The following is a 21202-nucleotide window of genomic DNA, read 5'->3' as shown; positions in this document are numbered from 1 at the left end:
GATCGCGCGCGCGCCTCCGACGACATGGCGGGACCGTTCGGCAGGGGGGCCCGCCTTTGGTGAATGGTCTTTCTCAAGGAGGCGGTCATGGACATTCGCCCATCGACGATTGGCAAGGTTTCCGGGTCGCTGCGCCATGCGCGCAGACGAATTGCCTGCGCTGTGAGTCAGGCGCTACGCTCGCTGCGCTCTCCGGCCAGCGGCTGTCGCGAGTTGCGTGTCGCCCCGCAGCGTTCGCCGAGGCTATACTTCGAAGCACTGGAGCCCAGACTGATGCTCGCGGTCGATCTGTTGCCGATCGACTTGCCCGGCAGCGGCGGCGAGTGGCAGGTGGACAGCGCGCAGCACGCCTTGCCAGTGCAGTCGGCGCTCCCGGTGAGCGCGGCGGACGCAGGTTTGCCTGCAGATGCGAGTCAGCCGGGGCCGGTTTCCTCAGCTTTACCCGAAGCACTGGGCGATCCCGGAACAGTTGCTGTCGGCGCCGAGCCGGACGAGCGCGACGTGCTCGCTGCCCTCGAAGGCGGGCTGGCGCAGATGACCGCCTGGGCTGCCGATTTCGATCAGCAGAGCACGCTACAACTGCCCCTCGTCACGGGTGCCGCGAGCCAACTGAGCAGCGGGGAACTGTTGAGCAGCAGCACGCTGTTCAGGGAGAATCTGTGGATCCCGCTGCAGACGTATCTATCTGGCGGCAGCGCGGTCAGCCTTGAGGGATTCGTCGATGTTCTCCGGCGCCAGGCTGCGGTCGAGTCCGCCAGCCTTGATCAGCTCGCCGATGAATACGTCTTCAAGCTGCGCCTGGCGGCGACGCACACATCGTCCGCCACGCTCGATCTCGAAACGCACGCGCTGACGGAAGGTTTTCGTCTTCCCGGCCCGGTCAGCGTAGGGCTGACGACGCAAGCGTCGGTGCAGCTCTCGTGCGGGATCTCTCTGCGCGACCCGACGATCACGCGCGAAGACTTCTTCCTGCGCGCGCCGACAATCGCGCTATCGGTCGCGTCGGATCAGAAGCAGACGCTGGATTTCGATCTGGGCTTCGGCTTTCTTGCCCTGCAGGTGAACGATGCGCATCTCGATATGGCGGCCGACCTCACTGCGCGCGTAGGCAATCCGGACGGCGACGACCAAGGGGACCTGAGCTTCGATGATCTGGCGAGTGCGCCGGTTGCTTTCGAGGTCGCGATCAGCCGGCCAGCGCAAGCGATTTTGCCGGTCGACGCCGACTTTCTGCCTTTCGCCGTCGCGCCGCGAGTGGTCACGATCGTGCACGGGGCGCGTCCGTCGATCGACCCGGACATCGCGAATACTCAGCAGAAAGCAGGCGAGGCGCTCGCCGGCGGACTGGCCAAGCTGGCCGATTGGGCAGGCACGCTGGATGAGCGGGAACTGCTCGCCACGCCGCTGCCGCTCGTGGACAGCTCTCTCGCTTCACTGGTGCGGCTGGCCGACTTCTGGCGCAGCGGGCTGGCCGATCCGGTGCGCGATGCGCTGAAAGCTCCGGAGCTCTCGTCAGCTTCTCCGGACAAGCCGCTGAACGCCTCGGCGGAGACGCTCAAGGCAGCGCTTGAACGACTGAAGCAGACGGGCACGGTTGTTGAAGCGGACTACGATCCGCGTGGCGAGTACGGTTTCTCGCTCTCGCTTGCCGGTGAACGGCTGGCTCGCCGGACTCTCGATCTGGCTGACCTGGTTGCCGGTTCGGCGCTGACGCTAGCCTCGCTTCGTCCGCTCACCGGTGCGTCCGGCGCGGAAGTCTCGGACGTCGAAGTAGTCAGCCGATTCGCCGCCGCGCTGCGCTTTGGTGTCGATCTGGCGAAGCTCCCGTCGACCGACGAGGCGTTCTTTGTCGAGCTCGGCGGTGCGCAACTGAGCGCGGCGCTGGCGGCGGATTTCAACGCGGGTGGAAGGTTCGGGATGCTCGAGTTAAGCGTGCCGGGTGGACACGCGGCACTCGAGGCCAACCTTGTCCTGACGCCCGCCAGCGGCGACAAGAAGCGTTTCACGGCAGGCGAACTCGTCGGCGCCTCCCTCGGCGAAATCGCCGCGCTTGCGCCAGGCAGCAGCAGCTTGCGCGTCAACCTTCCGCTGCAGGCGACGCTCGGCGGGTTCTCGTACAGCGATCCGGCCGGGCAGCCCGGCCTGACGCTGACCGACGCTTCGCTGTTTGACGGTGAACGGCCGATTCTCGATTACAGCGCGCTGTTCAGCGACCAGTTGCAAGGTTTCGCAGAATTGACTGCACCTGATCTCGTCGGGGCGCTGCAGCAGCTTCCGGATTGGCTGTCCGGGCTCGCGGCGACGCCCATCTTCGGCGATCGGCTGCCCTTGATTGGTGGCGTACAGATGGGCGACGTCCTCGGCCAGGCAGACGCCTTGCGCGCACGTCTGGAGGGCTTGCTGGCCGATCCCGATCGGCCGGCCGCAGGTCTGTCCGACGTGCAGACGGCGCAAGAGATTGTGCGAAGGCTCGCCCTGCCGCGCGACTCGGTGAACTATGATCCGGCGACGAGAGAGTTGAGCTTCGCGCTGAGCTTTTCGGGTACGAAGCAGTCGACCGGCGAGTTGAGCCTGGGCAAGGAGCTTGGGCCACTGAGCAGCATGGCCTCCAGCCAGGCGGAGGTGACGCTCAACGCTGCGGCCTCCGGAGCCCTGAGCTTGGGCGTGCTGCTTACTCCGCTCGGCGGCGGTTTTTCGTTGACGCCGGAAACGCGTCTCTCCGCGCTCAACGGCGGCCGCGGCATCGACCTCAGTGTCGGTTGCGAGGCTGCCAATGCTGCGCCCACCGACGGCAGGCTGACGGCCGATCTGTCGTTCGACCTCCTGCTCGACACTTTCGACGCCCAGCCGGTGCGCGTCCCGCTGCGGCTGACGAAAGCAGCCACTGACGACAATACAAGCGTGCTCGACCTGGTCAGCGATCTGAACGCGCTTCTCGGCAGCGCCTTGGCCAGCCGGGGCTTTCCTCCGGTGACCGAGCAGCGTTTGCCAGCGGTCGAGGTGTCAGCCAGTGCGGCCGCTGGCGCGAACCTGGTCTTTGCGGCAAACGACAGGCGAATCAACGCGCTGACGATCAACGCCGGGCAAGCGCTGGGGTTCGCCGGCACGCAGTCGGGAGACCGGACAGACCTGCGTTTGAAGCTGCGCAGCGGCGACGAGCTGGCGGTAGACCTTGACGGCGCAGAAACGCTGGCCGATGTGCTGGCCAGGATCAACGGTGCCGCAGCGGGTGCTGTGCTTGCTCGGCTGGCTGCCGATCAGGCGGCGATCGTCGTCACCGATGCCACGCAAGGCGAGCACGCCTTCAGCATCAACGGGCTCGATGCGTCGTTTGCTGCGCTATGGCTGGGCCTCGCCGGGGTCGATGAGGATGGCGACGGCGTGATCCATGGCCGCGCGCTGCACGGCGACAGCATCGCCGACCACGTGTTCGTTGCCGGCGACGCCACGCTGGAGGCCAGCGTGGCGCTGGCCGCCGAGGTCAACGCATCGGCCAACTTCGCTTTCGTCGGAATCGACATTGCCCATGGCGCGCTGAGCGGCACGGCCACCGCGTCATTCGCCCTGGCCGACTACCAGTCGATGATCGACGGCAACGATGACGGCCGGATGACGCTGCGCGAAATGTTCGCGGGCCTCGAGGTCGCGACCAAATCCGACGCGAGCCTGCCGCACGTCGAGTTCGGCGGGTCGCTGACGCTCGATCTCCCGGTGCAGCTTGACGCCGATCTTCCCGGACTGGCCATTCCGGCCGACGCCAAGCTGCAGATGGCGCTGCCGGATCTGGCGCAAGCCGCTCTGATCACAGCAGACCTGGCCCAATTGGGCGATCTTGCGGCGCTCGACGGGATGTCATTCGCCGCGCTGAGCGACGGCGTGGCCAAGGTGCTGGCGCTGGTCCAGGGCATCGAACGGCTGCCTGCGATCGACTTCAGCCTGCCCGTCATGAACGTCAAGCTGAACGATGCGGTGAATTTTGCCGCCCGGCTGGCCTCGTTCGACAGCGCTTTGCGCTTGGCTGCGGTGGCCAATCTGCAGGCGCTGGAAGCGAAGATCGAAGACCTGTCTGGCGTTTCGGACGATGCTGTGGGCCTCAACTGGCTTGCCGACGAAAAGCTTCTCCGTCTCGACCTGCGGTTCGCGCACCAAGCCGCGCCGGCAACGCAGCGTCTGCAGATCGCTGTCTCGGATGCCCTGGGCGAACTCGTCGACGCAGGCGGACAAGCCGAACTTGCGCTGACTGCTGGAGCGGATTTCCAGTTGGCGCTGGGCTTCAAGGCGGGCAGCAGCCCGCAGGTGTTTCTCTACGACGATTCGACGAAGCTTAGCCTGCTCGTCCACGCGGCGGCCTCGGCAATGAACTTCGACGCAGCGCTCGGGCCGCTCGGCATCTTCATTCGCGACGGTCACCTCAGCCTCGCGCGGAGCAAGGAGGACGCGCTCGCTCCGGCCGAGTTTCTGGTTGGCTTCGGCACCAGCAACGGGCGGCATGAGTTGACCGGCGATCTGTCCGCGGTCCTTGACGACCTCCTCGCCAGCGGTTCGGGTTACGTCGACCTTGAACTGCCGGTCTTCTTCCCGACGGCCGGCAGTCTGCTGACCACGCTCGACTTCGAGCAGGATCTGGGCAGTCTCGGCGGGTCTCCGGTCGTCGATACGCGTAGCGGGCTTGCTGCAGCGATCGCCGACAAGGTCAGCTCGGCCGATCTCGGCGTTCTGCTGGGCGGGCTCGCGCAAGGCTGGGATGGCCTTAGCGCTGCGCTAAGCAGCGCGCTGCAGGGCGACTCGCTCTTTGGCCGAAAACTGCCCTTGATCGGTAATGCCTTACAGGACAAATCGGCCTTCGTCGAAGACATTCGCCAGCGCGTCGCGGAAAAGCTCAAGGCGCTTGCCGGAAGCGCGGTCAATGAAACACAGGTGCGCGACGCGCTCTTCGCCGCGCTCGGCTCATCGGGTTGGCTGCGCGACCGCAACGACGACGCCGATACGACGATCGACGAAAACGATATCGTCGTTCGCCAGGTCGTCGAAGCGGGGGCAACCGTCGGCTTCGAGTTCGATCTCCATCTCGGCCAGGCAGTAAGGATCGAGCAGGCGGGCGGGCTTGACCTCGGGCTGCCGAGTCTCGGCCTCGAGCTCAGCGGCGGCGTCAGTGCCGAGCTCGCCGTGAGCTGGCATCTGGGGATCGGGGTGACGCGTTCAGCCGGCGTCTACATGGCAAGCTGGGCCGACGAGAACGAAATTCAACTCGGCTTGACGGTCACACCGACGCTGAGCGCGACGGCGACACTCGGCTTCCTGCAGGTAGACGTCGAGGATGACGCGCAGCACCCCTCGCGCTTTATCGGTGAATTCAAGCTCGACATCGCCGACCCCGACGGTGACGGCCGGGTGACGCTCGCCGACCTGGCCGGCGGCGCGGCGCTCGATCTGTTCGTTCCGCTGGCCGACCAGGTGAGCGGGACGGCTGAGGTCCACCTCGATCTCAGCGCGAGTTTTGGCGGCAACACCCACTTCCCGAGCATCGACGCCGACTTCGATCTGACTTGGCAGCTGGGCGGCAATCTCGAGCTCGGGCTCAACAACATTCGGCTTGATCTGGGCGAATTCGTCCAGGACTATGCCGCCCCGGCGCTGGCGCGAGTCGAGCAGGTGATTGCTCCGGTGCTGCCGGTGATCCGGATGCTGAGCCGGCCTTTGCCGGTCATCTCCGACCTGATCGGCGAGCAGCTCAGCCTGCTCGACCTGGCGCGGGCTTTTGGCGTCAGTTCGCCGGTGGTGGATCAGATCGTCGGGGTCGCCAGCGACATTGCCGGCCTGCTCAGCGCGCTGCCGACGACAGGCGATGCCGAACTCGCCCTCGGCAGCTTCAAACTGCCGACCACCTCGGCGGCGAATCTTGCCGCGAACTTCGCGCAGCTTGTCGCCAACGCCAGCTTCGTCCCGCACGCCCAGACGTCTGGTCAGGCAAGCCCGCTCATCGCGAGCAGCGGTGCATCGACCTTTGGCGGATGGCTCGCCGAGTTGAAGAAGCTCGAGAAGTACGGCTTGAGCTTTAACCTCCTGCAACCTCGCAGCGCATTCGAGTTGCTGCTCGGCGGTAACCCGCCGCTGTTCGTCTATGACCCACCCGCACTCGAGGTAGGCTTTTCCTACAGCCAGTCGTTCCGCATTCCGCCCATTCCGGTGCTCAAGGTCGAAATTGGTGGGCGCCTGTTCGCCCGGGCCGACTTTGCTTTCGGCTTTGATACGACGGGCCTGCGCCAGTTTGCCGAAGGAGGGTTCGACGAGCCGAGTCTGATTGCCAACGGATTCTTCGTCAGCGACTGGAAAAACGGCATCGATGTCCCGGAAGTGCAGCTTGGCGGCAGTCTCACTGCCGGCGCCTCGCTCGATGTCCTGATCGCAAAGGCTGGCGTCGAAGGCGGGATTTACGCCAGCGTTGACTTCAACCTGCACGACGGCGATGGCGACGGCTTGATCCGTGCCGGCGAGATCGCCGACAGTTTTGCCCTTGGGCCGATCCACGTCTTCGATGTGAGCGGCAAGCTCGAAGCGGGACTGCGCGCTTACTACAAGGTGAACCTGCTGTTCAAGAAGATCAGCAAGACGTACCGCCTGGCCGACGTCACCTTGCTCGATTTCCAGATTGAGCGACCCAAGCCCGCCGAGCCGCCGCCGCTCGCAACGCTCGCGCAGGGGGTGCTCAGCCTCTCGGCGACCGATGGCGACGACAGCCGTACGCTGACGCGCGGGAGCGACGACCACGAGGTGATCGTCAGTGCGCCGAAACGCGCCGCGCAAACCTTCAGCGGTGTTGACCGCATCGTCTGGTCGGCCGGCAAGGGCAATGACAGCGCCAGCGTTTCCGCAGACATCGTACTGCCGGTCGAGTTTCACGGCGGAGCGGGCAACGATGTCCTCCAGGGTGGTGGCGCGAGCGACATCCTGGTCGGCGACGAGGGTAATGACCGGATTTATGGGCAGGACGGTGCCGACACGCTGAACGGCGACGCTGGTGAGGACCTGCTCTACGGCCAGGGCGGCGCTGACGTCGTGCAGGGCGGCGACGGCAACGACACGCTGGACGGCGGCAGCGCGGCAGACACAGTTTCAGGTGGTCTCGGCGCCGACGTCCTGTATGGCGGCGCCGGCAACGATCTGATCCATGCCGCGAGTTCTGCCGGCGAAGTCGACGAAGTAGCGCACATCATCCACGGCGGTAGCGGTGACGACACGATCTACGGCAGTTCATGGGTAGACGATGACAGCGAGGCGTCCAACAACCCGCTCAATGACGTCATTTACGGCGACGGCAAGGAAGGCGAGGAGGAGACGCCGGTTGCGGCAAGCGATGGCAACGACAAGATCTATTCCGCTGATGGTGACGACCTCGTCTACGGCGGTGGCGGTCGCGACACGCTCTGCGGAGAGGGCGGCAACGACGCGTTGAACGGCCAGAGTGGCGACGACGTTCTGGATGGCGGCGACGGCAACGATCAGCTTCTGGGCGATCAGGGAAACGACCGCCTTTCCGGCGCGAGCGGCGACGACAGCCTGGAGGGCGGCGCCGGCAGCGACACCCTCGACGGCGGCAGTGGCGACGACCAGATCTTCGGTCACGACGCGCTGCGCGCCACCGCCGACGACAGCGCGAGCGACCAGCTCTACGGCGACGCGGGCAACGACGTCCTCACTGGGGGCCTGGGTGCCGACACCGTGCTCGGCGGGGCAGACAACGACACGCTGTATGGTGCCGATGCCGAGAGCAGCGGTGACGAAGCAGGCAATACGATGCACGGCGGCAGCGGCGACGACGAGATCTTCGGTGGCGCCGGCAACGACAGCATCTGGGGCGACGGCCAGAACGACGCGCAGGGGACGTCGGATGACGCCCGCGATGGCGCCGATACGATCCACGCCGGAGACGGCGACGACAACGTGCTCGCCGGCGGTGCGGCCGATCGCGTATGGGGTGCAGGCGGCAGCGACACGATTTACGGCGAAGCCGGCAACGACACGATCCATGCCGGTGACGGACGGGACGAGGTGAGTGGAGGCGATGCGAATGACCAGCTATCTGGCGGCGCGGAAGACGACTGGATGCTCGGTGACGCGGGCGACGACACGCTTTCCGGCGACGACGGCAGCGATGTCCTGTGGGGCGACGCCGTTGCCGTTCTCGGTGGCGCTGCGCTCGGCGTCGAAGACTTTGCGGCAACGGACTCCGCCAATTTCCAGAGGCCTGCCAACTACTCCGCCGTGCTGCTGCTTTCGCCGGGAGTGGTGTGGACGACGTCGGCCGCGTCGTGGAAAGTGCCCGCGCGGCTCGGCGGTCTGAGTGTCGAGGCTTCGTCGGTCGGCGCCGACGTGTTGATCGGCGGTGGCGACGCGGCGGGCGACTTTCTTTTCGGCGGTGGCGGCGTGGACCGGCTGTTCGGCGGTGGTGGGGCCGACTACCTGGATGCCGGCAGCGGCAATGACCCGGCGATCGAAGGCGGTGCCGGCGACGACGTCATCCTCGCCGGAGCCGGGAACGACACGATCAATGCCGGCGACGACGCCGACTGGATCGTTGCCGGCAGCGGAGACGACCTGATACGTGGCGGAAGTGGCAACGAGGTGATTTTCGCCGATGCGGGGAACGACACCCTCTATGCTGGCGACGCAGCTTACGGTCGAGCGGGCGCCGACCTTCACCTGATCCTGGGCGGCGACGACCAGGACGTCATTTACGGCGACAACGGCGATGACACGGTTCTCGGCGGCCTCGGCGGCGACGCCGTGTTTACCTTCGCCGGCGATGACCTGATTTACGCGCTCGACACTTCTTCGGCGGTTGACGTGCAGGCGCATCGGCTGGACGGCGGTGACGGGAACGACACCATCTACGGCAGTGGCGGCGCCGACCTGATCCACGGCGACAACCCGCAGGCGACCGGGGGGAGCGACGGCGACGACCGGATTCTCGCCGGGGCTGGCAACGATACCGTCGACGCCGGCGGCGGCAACGACTGGATTGCCGCCGGTGTTGGTCAGGACGAAGTGTTCGGCTTGGCCGGGAACGATGTCATCTATGCCGTCGACGAAACCTTTGGCGAGGATGCGTACGCGCACACGCTCGTCGGCGGCGAAGGGAACGATACCATCCACGGCAGCAGCGGCGATGACCATATCGTCGGCGACACGCCGGGCAGTAGCAGCCTCGAGGACGGAGACGACGACCTGTTCGGCTACGCTGGCAACGATACCTTGCTCGGTGGGGCGGGTGACGACTGGCTGGTCGGCGGATTCGGCGCTGACCAACTGGCCGCCGGCGCGGGAAGCAACGTGCTCTGGGGCGATCGCGCCGGGCTGCTGGCGGGAACGGGCGTGACGCTGGCGCGAGGCGACTTCCCGTTCAACGCGGCGCCCGTGTCGTTCGGCGCGATTTTCGCCGTGGCGGATGATCAACGCGACGGCAGCGATACCTTGTCTGGCGGGCTGGAGGTCGATTATCTGTTTGCCGGGGGGCGATCCGACACGCTCTACGGCGGCGACGGCAACGACTATCTGGACGCCGGGAGCGGCAGCGACGCGGTCGTTTACGGGGAAGGCGGCAATGACTTCATGCGCGGCGGCGCCGATGACGACACCTTGCGCGGTGGGAGCGGCATAGACCAACTGTATGGCGATGGCGGCAGTGATCGCCTTTACGGTGAGGCGGGAGTCGAAGCGGGAGCGGGGCGGCACGACCTGTCGGGACAGAAACTCTTCGGCGGCGCCGGGACCGATTACCTGTACGCCTACGCGCCGACCAGCGGCCTGGCAGAAACCGAACTCGTCGGCGACCAGTTGTTCGGTGGCGACGATGCCGACTTCCTCTACGGCAACCTGCGCCAGGAGACGCTGGACGGCGGTTCGGGCAACGACTTCATCGCCGGCGATCATCTCGCCGGCGCCTACGAGCTGCGCAACCCGAATGCCGACACGGCGGGCGGCGCCGACCTGCTTTTCGGTGGGGACGGCGACGACCGAATTCTCGGCGGCGGCGGCGTCGATACGCTTTGGGGGGGCGCCGGGTCGGATTGGCTTGAGGGTCAGGACAGGGCCGATGTGTTGTACGGTGGTGAGGGGATCGACCTCCTCAAGCTCGACACGGCCGCACGCCATACCGAGTTCGGCGAGACGATCGACGGACACCACGGCAACAGCCAGGCGGGTGATGCGCTGGACGACAAGGCAGTCGACATCCTGCTGATCGAAGGGAGCGACGCCAACGATGTGATTTCGCTTGCGCAGGGTCCCGGCGGACAGATGAATGTCGGCTATAACGGACGTTCGATCGCCGTCAATTGGCTGGCTGGAACGACGCCGCTGATCGAGCAGATCCGGGTCAGCGGCCTGGCCGGCAACGACGAGATCGGCTTTTCGGAGGGTGCTCAGGCGCTCGCTCCGCGTGGGCTCGGCCAAGCAGGTGCAGACTTCTTCGGCGTTCTCGATGGCGGGCCAGGGAACGACACCCTGCGCGGATCGATGGCACGCGACCGGCTCGACGGCGGTGCGGGAAGCGACACGCTGTACGGACTGGACGGCGACGATCGGCTCTGGGGTGACGCTGGCGACGGCAGCCCGGCCGACCATGACGTTCTTTACGGCGGCAAGGGGGACGACGATCTGCTCGGCGGGAGCGGGACCAACGACCTCTACGCGTGGTCACGGGATCCGAGAAATGCCGATGGAAGCTTCGGAGTATTTGACGGGACGGAGTGGGAATCTACCGGCCTCAACCGGGTTCTGGGCGGGCCGCAGGCCGACCAGCTTTACGGTGGCAGCGGGCTGGACTTCCTCTATGGCAACGGCGGCAGCGACACGCTCTACCGCGCCGACGGTAGCGAGCTTTCCTCACTGGTCGGCGGACTCGGTGCAGGCGACGACGCCGCGTGGAAGGATTATGCCCAGTCCACCGGGAAGGTGTGGTATCGGGCAGCGACCGCGCTTGATGATGTGATCACGGTGGATTACGTGACCACGGGCAAATACGCGCGCCATCACACGATCAGCATCGGGACGGAGACGTCCTCCGGGAACATGTTCGGGATCTACTTCGGCGACTTCGAGGTGGGCAAGGAAGGGAACGTTCTTGACCTGGTCAGGCTGCAGGACGACGTGCGAACGGCAATTGAAGCCGGGCAGGGCTTGCCCGCGGTTGCTGCCTACCGAGGTTCGTTTCTCACGGTGTTGCAGGACATCCTCCCGGAGGAGCGCGATTTCGCGGCGATCATCATCGACGCACTCGGTGGCGACGATACGGTCACGGTAGGCTCAACAGTACAGAAGTCCGTCTGGGTCGACGCGGGTTCCGGTGACGACGATGTTCACATCGAATCGGGCTTTGCGCTGCTCGCCGACCAGACCGACTCTGAATGGCGCAACGACGACAGGAATCACGCTTTCAGCTTGTGTTCCGCTTCCAGTGGAGAAGCGACGATCACGGCGAGTAGCGCCTTTACCGGTCTGACGATCGACAGCGGCGACGATGTCGACTGGTATCGCTTCAGCCTCAGCCAGACGGCGAATGCTTCGCTGGTCGTCAAGAGCGACCAATCGCTCGCCGACTTCACGGTCGAGGTGTCCAATGCCGCGTCGTCGAGCAAGATCGACGTCCCGGTTGTGCCGCTCGTCGGCCCCGATGCGGTGGACCTGCTGGCAGCGCGTAACGAAAGCCGTACGGCGGCCTACGATTTGCCGGCGATTGAGCGAATCGGCCTCTTGCGGGGGCTGTCGCTCGACAGCGTCGTCGATCGCGATTGGTTCCGCTTGGCGCTGCCCGACGTGCAGACGTCCGATCCAGCCGCCGTGACATTGCGCCGCACCGCCGGTGCGTCGGCTACGATCAGTCTCGACGTTCTGGGCGCGGGCGGCGTTCCGCTGCGCAGCGCGGTGGTCAGCAAGACGCAAGCAGAAAAGACGCTTTCCCTGCACGGTCTGACGGCCGGCGAGTATTTCCTGCGCTTGACCGCTGCCGACGATGGCGGGCCTGGGAACTACGAGCTGGCTTTCGACATCGGCGCTGACCACGGACGACAACTCATTGATCTCTCCGGTGCTGGCGGTCAGCTCGTCAGCCTCGGCTCACTGCAAACGAACACGCCCTATCTGCTCAAACTTGCCACCAATCGCGTTCCCGGTGGCTACGCCCTCAGCTTTGATCTCGCCGACGGCAAGACGCCGGTCGAGGTCGACCTCGCAACACGAGCGGACGCCACGCGCCGTGACGTCGTTCTCGGCGGTGCGGACAACGACCGCCTCTCCGGGGGCTCCGGTGAAGACTGGATTTTCGGCGGCGACGGTGACGACCTGCTCAGCGGCGGCAAGGACAAACAGGCGGCCGATCTGCTGTTTGGCGGCGCGGGTGATGACGCGTTTCAGCTTGTTCCAGACGGCTTGCCGATCGTTGCCGGGCCATCGCAAACCGCATTTCCGACGATCGCAGACCGCTTTGATGGGGGCTCGGGCACCGACACGGTTCTGTATTACGGCGGGGACACTGGGCAGAACTCGGCGGAGTTCGTCGCCGACTACGTTGCTCTGCGCTACAACACCCATCTCCATCGCTACGAGCTGACCAGCTTGCAGTGGGACAATCAGACGTCGGCGGCGGGCGACGGAGCTTATCTGCATGACGGGAGCGTCCCCAGGCAGGACTATGTCTTTTATCAGCCGGTCAATGTCGAACGAACGCTGATCCAGACAAGAGGCGGCGACGACGAGGTATATGCCAACCCGGGACACCTCATTCCCGGATCGAGCAGCGGCTTGTGGGGATTCAATCCGGGCGATCTTGCACAGGGTGCATTGCTTGCCGCGCTCGAAATTGACGGTGGCGACGGCGACGACACGCTTTATGGCGGGCCACTCGGCGACACCATCAACGGCGGTGCTGGGGGCGACACCATTTTCGGCGGGGGCGGCGACGACCTGCTCTACGGCGAAGGCGGAAGTGACACGATCTACGGCTATGCGCCAGAGGGTTCAGCGTCGGGCAGTCTTGTCACGACAACGACGAGAATCGACGTCTACGAACATCTGCTCGCTCCCCTGCCGGGGACCTGGGTTGGCACCGGGGTGGCGGGGATCGACCTGTCGGCGCCGCGGCCTGGGCCGAGTCTCCAGCAATCGTTTGTTCTGCAGGGTAGGGCAGAAGACGAGCAGTTGGGGCGGGCGATCAATATCGGCGACTTCAATGGCGATGGCGCCGACGATCTGCTGTTGGCCGGCGAGAAGGAAGCCTGCGTCCTGTTCGGTCCGGTCGATTTCGGACAATTTTCCCGGGCGGAATTGACGCTGGCCGCAGATGTCGCGCAGCACATCGTCAGCCTCGAGGCGCTGGGGAAACCGGCGAGCCAGATGGGCGACATCAACGGCGACGGTTTCGGCGATCTCGTCTTCTTCAAGAACCTCACACCGCCGCAAGGCGGCAGTGCGCACGAAGGGGTGGTTTCAATCCTCTTTGGCCGAAATGCCGACGCGACGCAGTTGCCGCGCCGGGTGGAAGACGGCGGCTCTGTCGACCGCCGCATCCTGCTCAGCAATCCAGCCTATGCCGTCGATCTGCAGGAAGCGGTTGTCCTCAACTGGGACGGCGACGTGAATCCAGAAACAGGTCTCCCTTACCTGGACGTGCTGGTCATCGACCCCGCACGGAGGTTCCCGTCAACTTCCGTAGAGCGAGGCTTTGCCTTCGTCTACCCGGGGAAAGCGCTGAGCGCCCACGATCTGAACGACCAGAGCTATGCCGCGCGCCTGGTCGACAGCAGCACGAGTATCTACGAAGCCTATCGCGGCGCGACCGTTGCCGGGGACGTGAATGGCGATGGGCTCGACGACCTGCTCATTCAGGTATCCGATTCTCCGGGGTACAACAGAGTCCATCTGCTTGCCGGCCGGGCGACGCCGTGGGAAGACCTGGAAGCCGAAGAAAGGGCGGTGATCGATATCGAGCATCAAAGCCAGGCGATCTGGGAGGATGACTACCTGGCCGCGGGTGTACGTATCGGCGATCTGACCGGCGATGGTCTTGCCGAAATAGGCTTGCTCCGTGAGCTGGGTGCAGGAAGCAGCTATCCGCCCTACGATCAAGAGTATACCGGAGGCCTCTACGTCATTCCCGGTTCCGATCGCTTCAGTGTGCACAGCGCGCCCGGCGCGGCGCATCATCCGGACACGGATGCTGCCTGGGTCGTGGTGCGCACCCCGGGCGAAGGCGTCAGGCAGATCGCAGGTCCGCTGGCGGCGACAACCGGTGATTTCAACGGTGACCGCGAGATCGATCTGGCGATCGGCATGCCGTTCGCGAGTGTCGTGAAGGCGGACAACAGCGTCGAGTGGCGTGACCGCGGCGAACTCTTCGTCGTCTGGTCGGTCGCCGAACGGGCAAGAGAAATCGACCTCGGTAACGCCGATGTTTCGTTCATCGGTGCGCTTGAGGGGCCGGGATTTTACGACGGCGACCGGCTTGGTGCGTTCCTGCCGCCGTCGAGCCTGGATATCGACGGCGATCACCTGGACGATCTGTTGATCGGTTCGCCGTGGTCGGACAAGGGAAGCATAACCAATGCCGGAACGATCTACGCGGTCTACGGGTCGCGCACGAGATCTGCCTTGCCGACCGCCGCGACCGCTCTGGTGAACCGGTCGATCTCGGGCAGCGGCAGTTTCCTGGTCGACGACGGAACGGGCAGCGCAACGATCTTCCGTGGCACGACCGTGGCGGACCTGCGCTATCAACTGCCAGCCGGCGATCGGCTTGGAGCTTGGTACAGCTTCACGACTCTGGGGGACGGGGCCAGCGACAACGACCTGCAGGTCCGCGTCTGGCAGCCCGAGCTGGGTTTCGCTTTGCCGCCGGCAAACAGCGCTTGCGGCCGGTCTTACCAGATCGGCGGCGAATTGGCACAATCACTGACGCTGTCGTTCGACATCGCCGAACTGATGCGTTTCCGCGATGACCCGGCGGAAATGGGCGCCGTCAAGCTTCGCCTGCCGCTTTCGTCCATTGTCGGTAGCGGAGCGTTGTCGATGCAGCTCGTTGCCGATCCGGATGAACTGAAGGACTTCGAGCTACGCCCGGGTGATCCCGCCGTAGAGATCGATGTCACGCGAAGCGTGCAGAAGACGCTCGCCGATGGCGGCACCCGCCTGTCGATTCGGCTGCGCCCCGTCGGTGCGCTTGCCGGGATGCCACTGGTCAAGCTGGCCGATCCGGCGCTCGTCGGCGGACGTGGCTTCATTCCGGATGTGACGAGCGACGGCGCCGGCGTTGTCGCCGACCTGTTCGACGCGCGAGGGGGATTGCTGGCTGAGGGACGCTCGCTCATCTCGCTACGCGCGCTTTCCGCCGGCACGTATTTTCTCCGGGTCTATGACCCTGCGCCAACGCCTGCGACGCACCCGCTGGCTTTCGAGATCGCGGTGCGCGCACCGGCACCAGGCCATACGCACGAAAGCGCGCGCCAACCCGACCGGGATATCATTTTCGGCGGTGAAGGAAGCGACTTCCGGCTTGCGGGCAATGATGATCTGGACTGGTTGTTCGGCGGCGACGGGAGCGACACGCTTCTTGGCGAAGACCTGGAGATCTGCGACGCGATTGGTGGCGACATCAGGCTGGATCCGGGAACGATTCCCGACAGTCAGTTGAGTCGCCTGAGCCGCAGCGATGCCGATCCGGTGGTGCGCATACCCGACCGCGCTTTGGCCGCCGCCATCGCGCGTACGCTCGAACTGCCGATCGACCGGCCAATCTACGCGTCCGACATGGCAAGCCTGCGGCGACTCGACGCCGAAGGGCTGGGCATCCGCAGCGGTGTGGGACTGGCGTATGCGGTCAACCTGAAGTCGCTCAATCTGGCGCACAACGCGCTGACTGACCTGGAGTTTCTCCTGCCGGGGAAAGACGCGCGCGATGAATCCATCGGCCTGCAGAATCTGGCGCATCTGAGCGTCGATTTCAATCGGCTGACAGCGCTGCCGGCGAGCGCTGAACTCGCCCAACTTTCTGCGCTGCGCAGCCTGAGTCTGGACGGCAACGCGATAGCCGATCCATCGGCCCTGGCGAGCCTGCCGCATCTCGAATTGCTCAGTCTGGACAAGCAGCGGCACGCCGACGGCACGTACGCGCTGGCTACGCTGGCTGGTTTCAGGTCGGGTTTTGCCCGCCTGCAGGTCCTCAGCCTGGCCGACAATGACATTGACGACGTGAAGCCCATCGTCGCCATCGAAACGCTGCAACTGCTCGACCTGCGAGGCAATGCAATTCACGACATCGGGCCGCTGGCTGGCGAGTGGACGAGCGACGACGGCGACCCCGGAATGCGCCTTTTCGGTGACCACTGGCTCGGCAACGTCAACCCGGTCGTCGGCGCCTATGGTGAGGATTATCGCTTTGTGCATGTGGGCGCCGCCGGCGATCAAGCGAGCGCCGCGCAGTGGACCTTCCCCGAACTTCCGGATGGTGATTATCAGGTGCTCGCGACCTGGCCCGCGGCCGACAGTCGCAGCGAGAGCGTGCGCTACACGGTGGCCACGATCGAGCCATTGGTCGACAGCAGCAGCGCCGGCTTCACCCTCTTCCGCGAGGTCCCGGCTCCGCTTTATCCGGCCAGCCCGGGTGGCCGTACGGTCGAGATCAATACGGACACACGCACGATCGTCGGCGACGATGTCAGCGTTGCGGACGATGCCGGCAAGTTCTATGGCGTCGACTTCTCCGCCTGGGAAAGCGGGGGTACGGTCTATTTCGACTTGCGCGGCGATCTGCATATCGCAGCCGACACCTTGCGCTGCACGGGCGCGCGGGCAGCTTCGATCCGCGTGTCCGGGGACATCCTGATCGATCCCGGCGCCATCTTCGATGCCTCGGGTTTCGGCGCGCAAGCGGGCGCCGGTGGCGGCCAGGGTGGTGCCGGTGGAATTGTTCAAATGAGCACGATAGGCGGCGTGTTCAGCTACATCACGCTCGATGCTCAGAATGGCCGCGCCGGGGTCAACAATCCGGCCGGGGGTGGCGAAGGCGGCAAGGGATCGCAGGCCGAAGGCGGTGAGGGTGGCCGCAACGAGGTTTCCGGCTACGTGCTTTCCGGTGGTGGCGGCGGTGGCGGCGGTGGTGGCGGCGCTCCCGGTACTGCGGGTGCGTCGGGCGGAGGCGGAGGAGGGGGAATCGCTTTGCTCGCCAGCGGCCGTCTGGTCATCGGTGCAGCAAGCGGCTTCAAGGTCAGCGGGGGCGATGGCGGTGACAATACCCATGGTCAAGGAGATGGCGGCGGCGGCGGCGGGGGCAGCGTGCAACTGGGGGCGAGCGCGCTGACCGCCTCGACGCTCACCGTCGACGCGGCTGGCGGCGCGGTTGGCGCAAGTCAAGTTTTGCCAGCGACCCCTGGCGGTAGCGGGCGCCTGCTGCTGGCGAGCAACGTTCCGGTCGATCGCACGGGGTGGACGGTGGATGCCGTCGCCGAGCACTTCGCCGGGCCGCTGGCGTCGAATCCCTTCGTCGCGCAGTCGCCCATGACGCCGCGCCTGCCGGGCAGCCTGGCCGATGCCAGCGGACTGCGCGGGCAGCCCGAGGCCTATGGCTTGCTCGATCGCAGCGCACGGCAACTCTTCAGCGACGCGTTCCTGGCCCGAGCCGGCGCGGCTGCGGCCGTGCTCGTCCGCGTCGACCTCGGTCCGGTCGGCTTCGATTACGACTTCCCCGGTTACGACCTGCTCTTGTTCGCCAATCTGACGACCGATCTGAGCATCGACGATGCGCGCATGGGGGTCGGGCGAGCCGGCTATCTGCACTACCTGGCAGATAGCCCCGACGGAATGGACGTGCATCTTGCGCTCGCTCCGGGCGACGTTTTCGCCACGTTGATTCCGAGCGCCGCCGAGTCGTTCGCCGTCGACGGGTGGATCAATGGCTTGCACGCCGCGGCGGAGTCACCCGCGCTCGCCAACGGACAGGCGTTGCTGATGCACGTCGGCACGCTTGCCCGGCCGGTGAATCAGGCTGCGCCACCGAGCAGCGCCGGTGAAGGCGCGCTGCGCTGGCAGGAACTGGCGAGCGCGACCGTCGCCGCCGGGAGTACCGGCTCAGGCGTCAAGGTGGCGCTTACCGCAGCGACCCCCGGCCTGGTGGCCGCGGACGCGATTCGGCTGCGTGCGTTGCAGCCGGTTCTGCCGGTGCTTGACAGGCTGCTGCTCGAGGCCAACCCGCTCGACAACCGGTCGCACGAGATCGCCGCAGAGGTCTTCCTGGGGCGTTCGTCGCTGACGCCCGATCTGCACGCTCCGCTCATCGAGCCACTGATCACTGAATCGAACGGCGTTCCGCTGGCGGTCATCGCGCTGAGCGCCAGCGATGCCGACGATGACCCGATCGTGTTCACCGCCGAGAGCGACAATGCGCGCGTGCAGGCCTTCATCCTGCCCGGAGACGAGTTGCGCCTGGCGACCGAACCCGGCTTTGTCGGCAGCGCGCGTATTACGGTACGCGCCCACGACGGCCCGCATTTCGACGGTGATTGGCGCGGACGAAGCAGCCAGGTCGCTTTCGACTATCACGCCGGCGGCAGCTCGGCGATCTACGGCAGCAAGTATGACGACCTCAACCGCAATGGCCTGCGTGACCCGGGTGAGCCTGGACTCGAAGGCGTTGCCATTTCGCTGGTCACCGCTCAGGGCGCATTCCCCTTGGCGACGACCTATACCGACGTGAACGGGGATTACGTTCTGCGCGACCTCGTCTTCGGCAGCGAAGCCGACGAGTTCGCCGTCGTCGAGCAGCCGCCGGGCAACCAGATACCCGTCTACACGGCAAGCCGGACGATCATCGGTCAGCGCGGGCAGATCATCCGGGGCGTCGACTTCGGGAATCTCGTTGTCGTCGACGCCGGCGACAACCGGGTGATCAGCGAGGGCGATCGGCTCATTTTGACGGGTACGTACTTGCCGATCGACGCCGGGCTTCGTTATGCCTCGTCGTTGCACAACCCAGACGGCACGGTCTGCCTTGTGGAGAGTACAGATTTGGTCCGCCAGTTCGCCCCGCTCGACGACGGCGTCTACACGTTCAAGGTCGTCGCCTACGACAGTCTGGGCGAATGGCGCTACGAGGACAAAGCGTACATCGTCGTCAACAACGATCCGCCGACGCTTGTGCTTGACGGCGCGGCGGGTACGCTCGCCGGCGTGCCTTACCGGCTCAGTCTGAACGCAACCGACGTGGGTGCGGACACGATCCGCCAATGGGAGATCGACTGGGGTGACGGCAACCGGCAGACGGTGAGCGGTAACCCCAGTCATGTTGACCATGTCTACCGCGCCGACTACGGCCGGAGCGGCGCAGACCTGACGATCGCGGTAAGCGCGACCGACGACGACGGCCGCTACGCAGCCAGCCCCTTCGCTCTGAGCATTGACCCGAACCTGATGGTCAGCCGGCTCGAGCCAACGACCAGCGGCTTCCGGCTTCGTTTCAACCGCGCGATCGATGCTGCGCCGATCAACCTGTACGACGCCGCCGATCTCGCGCGCGGAGCGACTGACGTCAGTCTGCGCAAAGGGACGGCAAACGTTCGTGGCAGTCTGGTGATGGACGCCGACCTGCAGGGATTCACCTTCATCAAAACGGGCGGCGTTCTCGACGCCGGGAGCTACGAAGTCCGTCTGGAAAGCGGAACAAACCGCTTCAGCGACGGTTCCAGCGCGCTCGACGGCAACCAGGACGGCTACCGGGGTGACCCCTATCTTGGCGGGTTCACGGTGGGTTCAACGCCGGCAAACACGCTGGGGGTAGGCGACTTCATGCGCGGTCCGGGTCAGCCGGTGAATCTGCCAGCGACCGGCAGCGGTCTGCCGGTGTTCATCAACAGCAGTGGCGGGTTGAGCAGCATCAGCTTCGTGATGGACTACGATCCCGCGCTGTTGCGCGTCACCGGTGTGCTTCCTGCGACCGGTCTGCCCGCCCAGATGCAGCTCGTGCGCAGCGACGTCAGCCAGCCGGGCCGCGTCGAGGTGACGCTGGTCGGCAGCGCGCCGCTTCCGGCCGGCAAGGTGAACCTCGTCTGCCTGCTCGCGCAGGTTCCAACGACTGCGCCGTATGCCGCCAAACACGTTCTCGACTTCGTGCAGGTCGTCATCAACGGCAGCGCGGCCGACCACAGCGACGACGATGGGCTGCATCTCGTCGGCTATTTCGGCGATGCATCGGGCAATGCCAATTACCACAGCCTGGACGCGCAACGGGTGCAACGCGTCGCGAGCAATCTGGACAGCGGCTTTTCGGCTTACCCCACGGTCGACCCCCGCGTCGTTGCCGATCTTTCCGGGGATGGCCTGCTCAGCGCCGTCGATGCCGCTCGCCTGCAGAACGTCGTTCTCGGTCGCCGCGATCCGGCCATTCCCGCGCGGCCGGCCGTCGGCTCGATCACTTTCAGCGGTCCGGACCCGAAGGTATGGGTCGCGGTCGGCGACCACGCGGCAATCGGTGAGATGCTGACGGCGACCGTCGAACTGGATACCGCCGAGGGTTTGGAGTCGGTTAGACTTCGCCTTGCCTATGATGTGGAGGCATTGCAGTTGCTGACTGTCCGGCGCGGCGAACTGACCAACGATTTCGGCTGGTTCGTCGATCGCAGCAGCCCCGGGCTGGTGGACGTCGACATGAGCCGGCTGCAGCGCATGCAAAGCGGTTCAGGCGACTTGCTGCGCCTCGCGTTTCGCGTTATCGGAGGGCACGGCGAGCGTCTGGCGCTGGATCTGGTCGAAGCCTGGCTAAATGAGGGTCGTCTGACGCTCAACGTTCAGCCGCGCTTGGGCGAAGACGCAACGGATGGACATCTGACAGTCGTCTCGCCACCCGCGATGGACGCGACGCGAACGCACACGATCACCCAGGCCGGTCTGCCGCCGGCGGTCGACCTCAGCGCGCGTTGGGATGGTTCGCGTCTTGACAACGTCCATTTCAAGGAGGAAGAAGAGCGGAAAGCGAAGAAGAGCAGCAAGCCGGCTCGCGCGCCGAGCGGTTGGCAAGAGCAGTCTGCGGGCGGCGGCACGCGGAGCGCCGCGCCAGGTCAGAACAGGAAGATCCGGATAGATCTGACGAAACGCTGAACAAACCACCGTCGCCGGCAGAGGGAGCGGGGTGCCCGCTACGTCGTTCCGCTCTCGTTGCGGAGCT

At 65.6% G+C, this 21202-nt stretch carries 1 protein-coding gene; it reads left to right on the top strand.

What is annotated here, in order from left to right:
- Positions 1-87 precede the first annotated feature (87 nt).
- The gene (locus RKP46_RS19495) at positions 88-21135 is read left to right on the top strand and encodes an SdrD B-like domain-containing protein (protein WP_311108159.1); all 21048 of its coding nucleotides are present in this window, start codon (positions 88-90) and stop codon (positions 21133-21135) included.
- The last annotated feature ends 67 nt before the right edge of the window (positions 21136-21202 follow it).

It is taken from the genome of Accumulibacter sp. (genome assembly GCF_031732815.1).
In the GTDB taxonomy this organism is placed as follows: domain Bacteria; phylum Pseudomonadota; class Gammaproteobacteria; order Burkholderiales; family Rhodocyclaceae; genus Accumulibacter.
This window is presented reverse-complemented; position numbering and strand designations above follow the sequence as displayed.

Bases quoted from the DNA above. Each gene is read 5' to 3' on its own strand.
- RKP46_RS19495 (WP_311108159.1), top strand. From the start codon at position 88: ATGGACATTCGCCCATCGACGATTGGCAAGGTTTCCGGGTCGCTGCGC.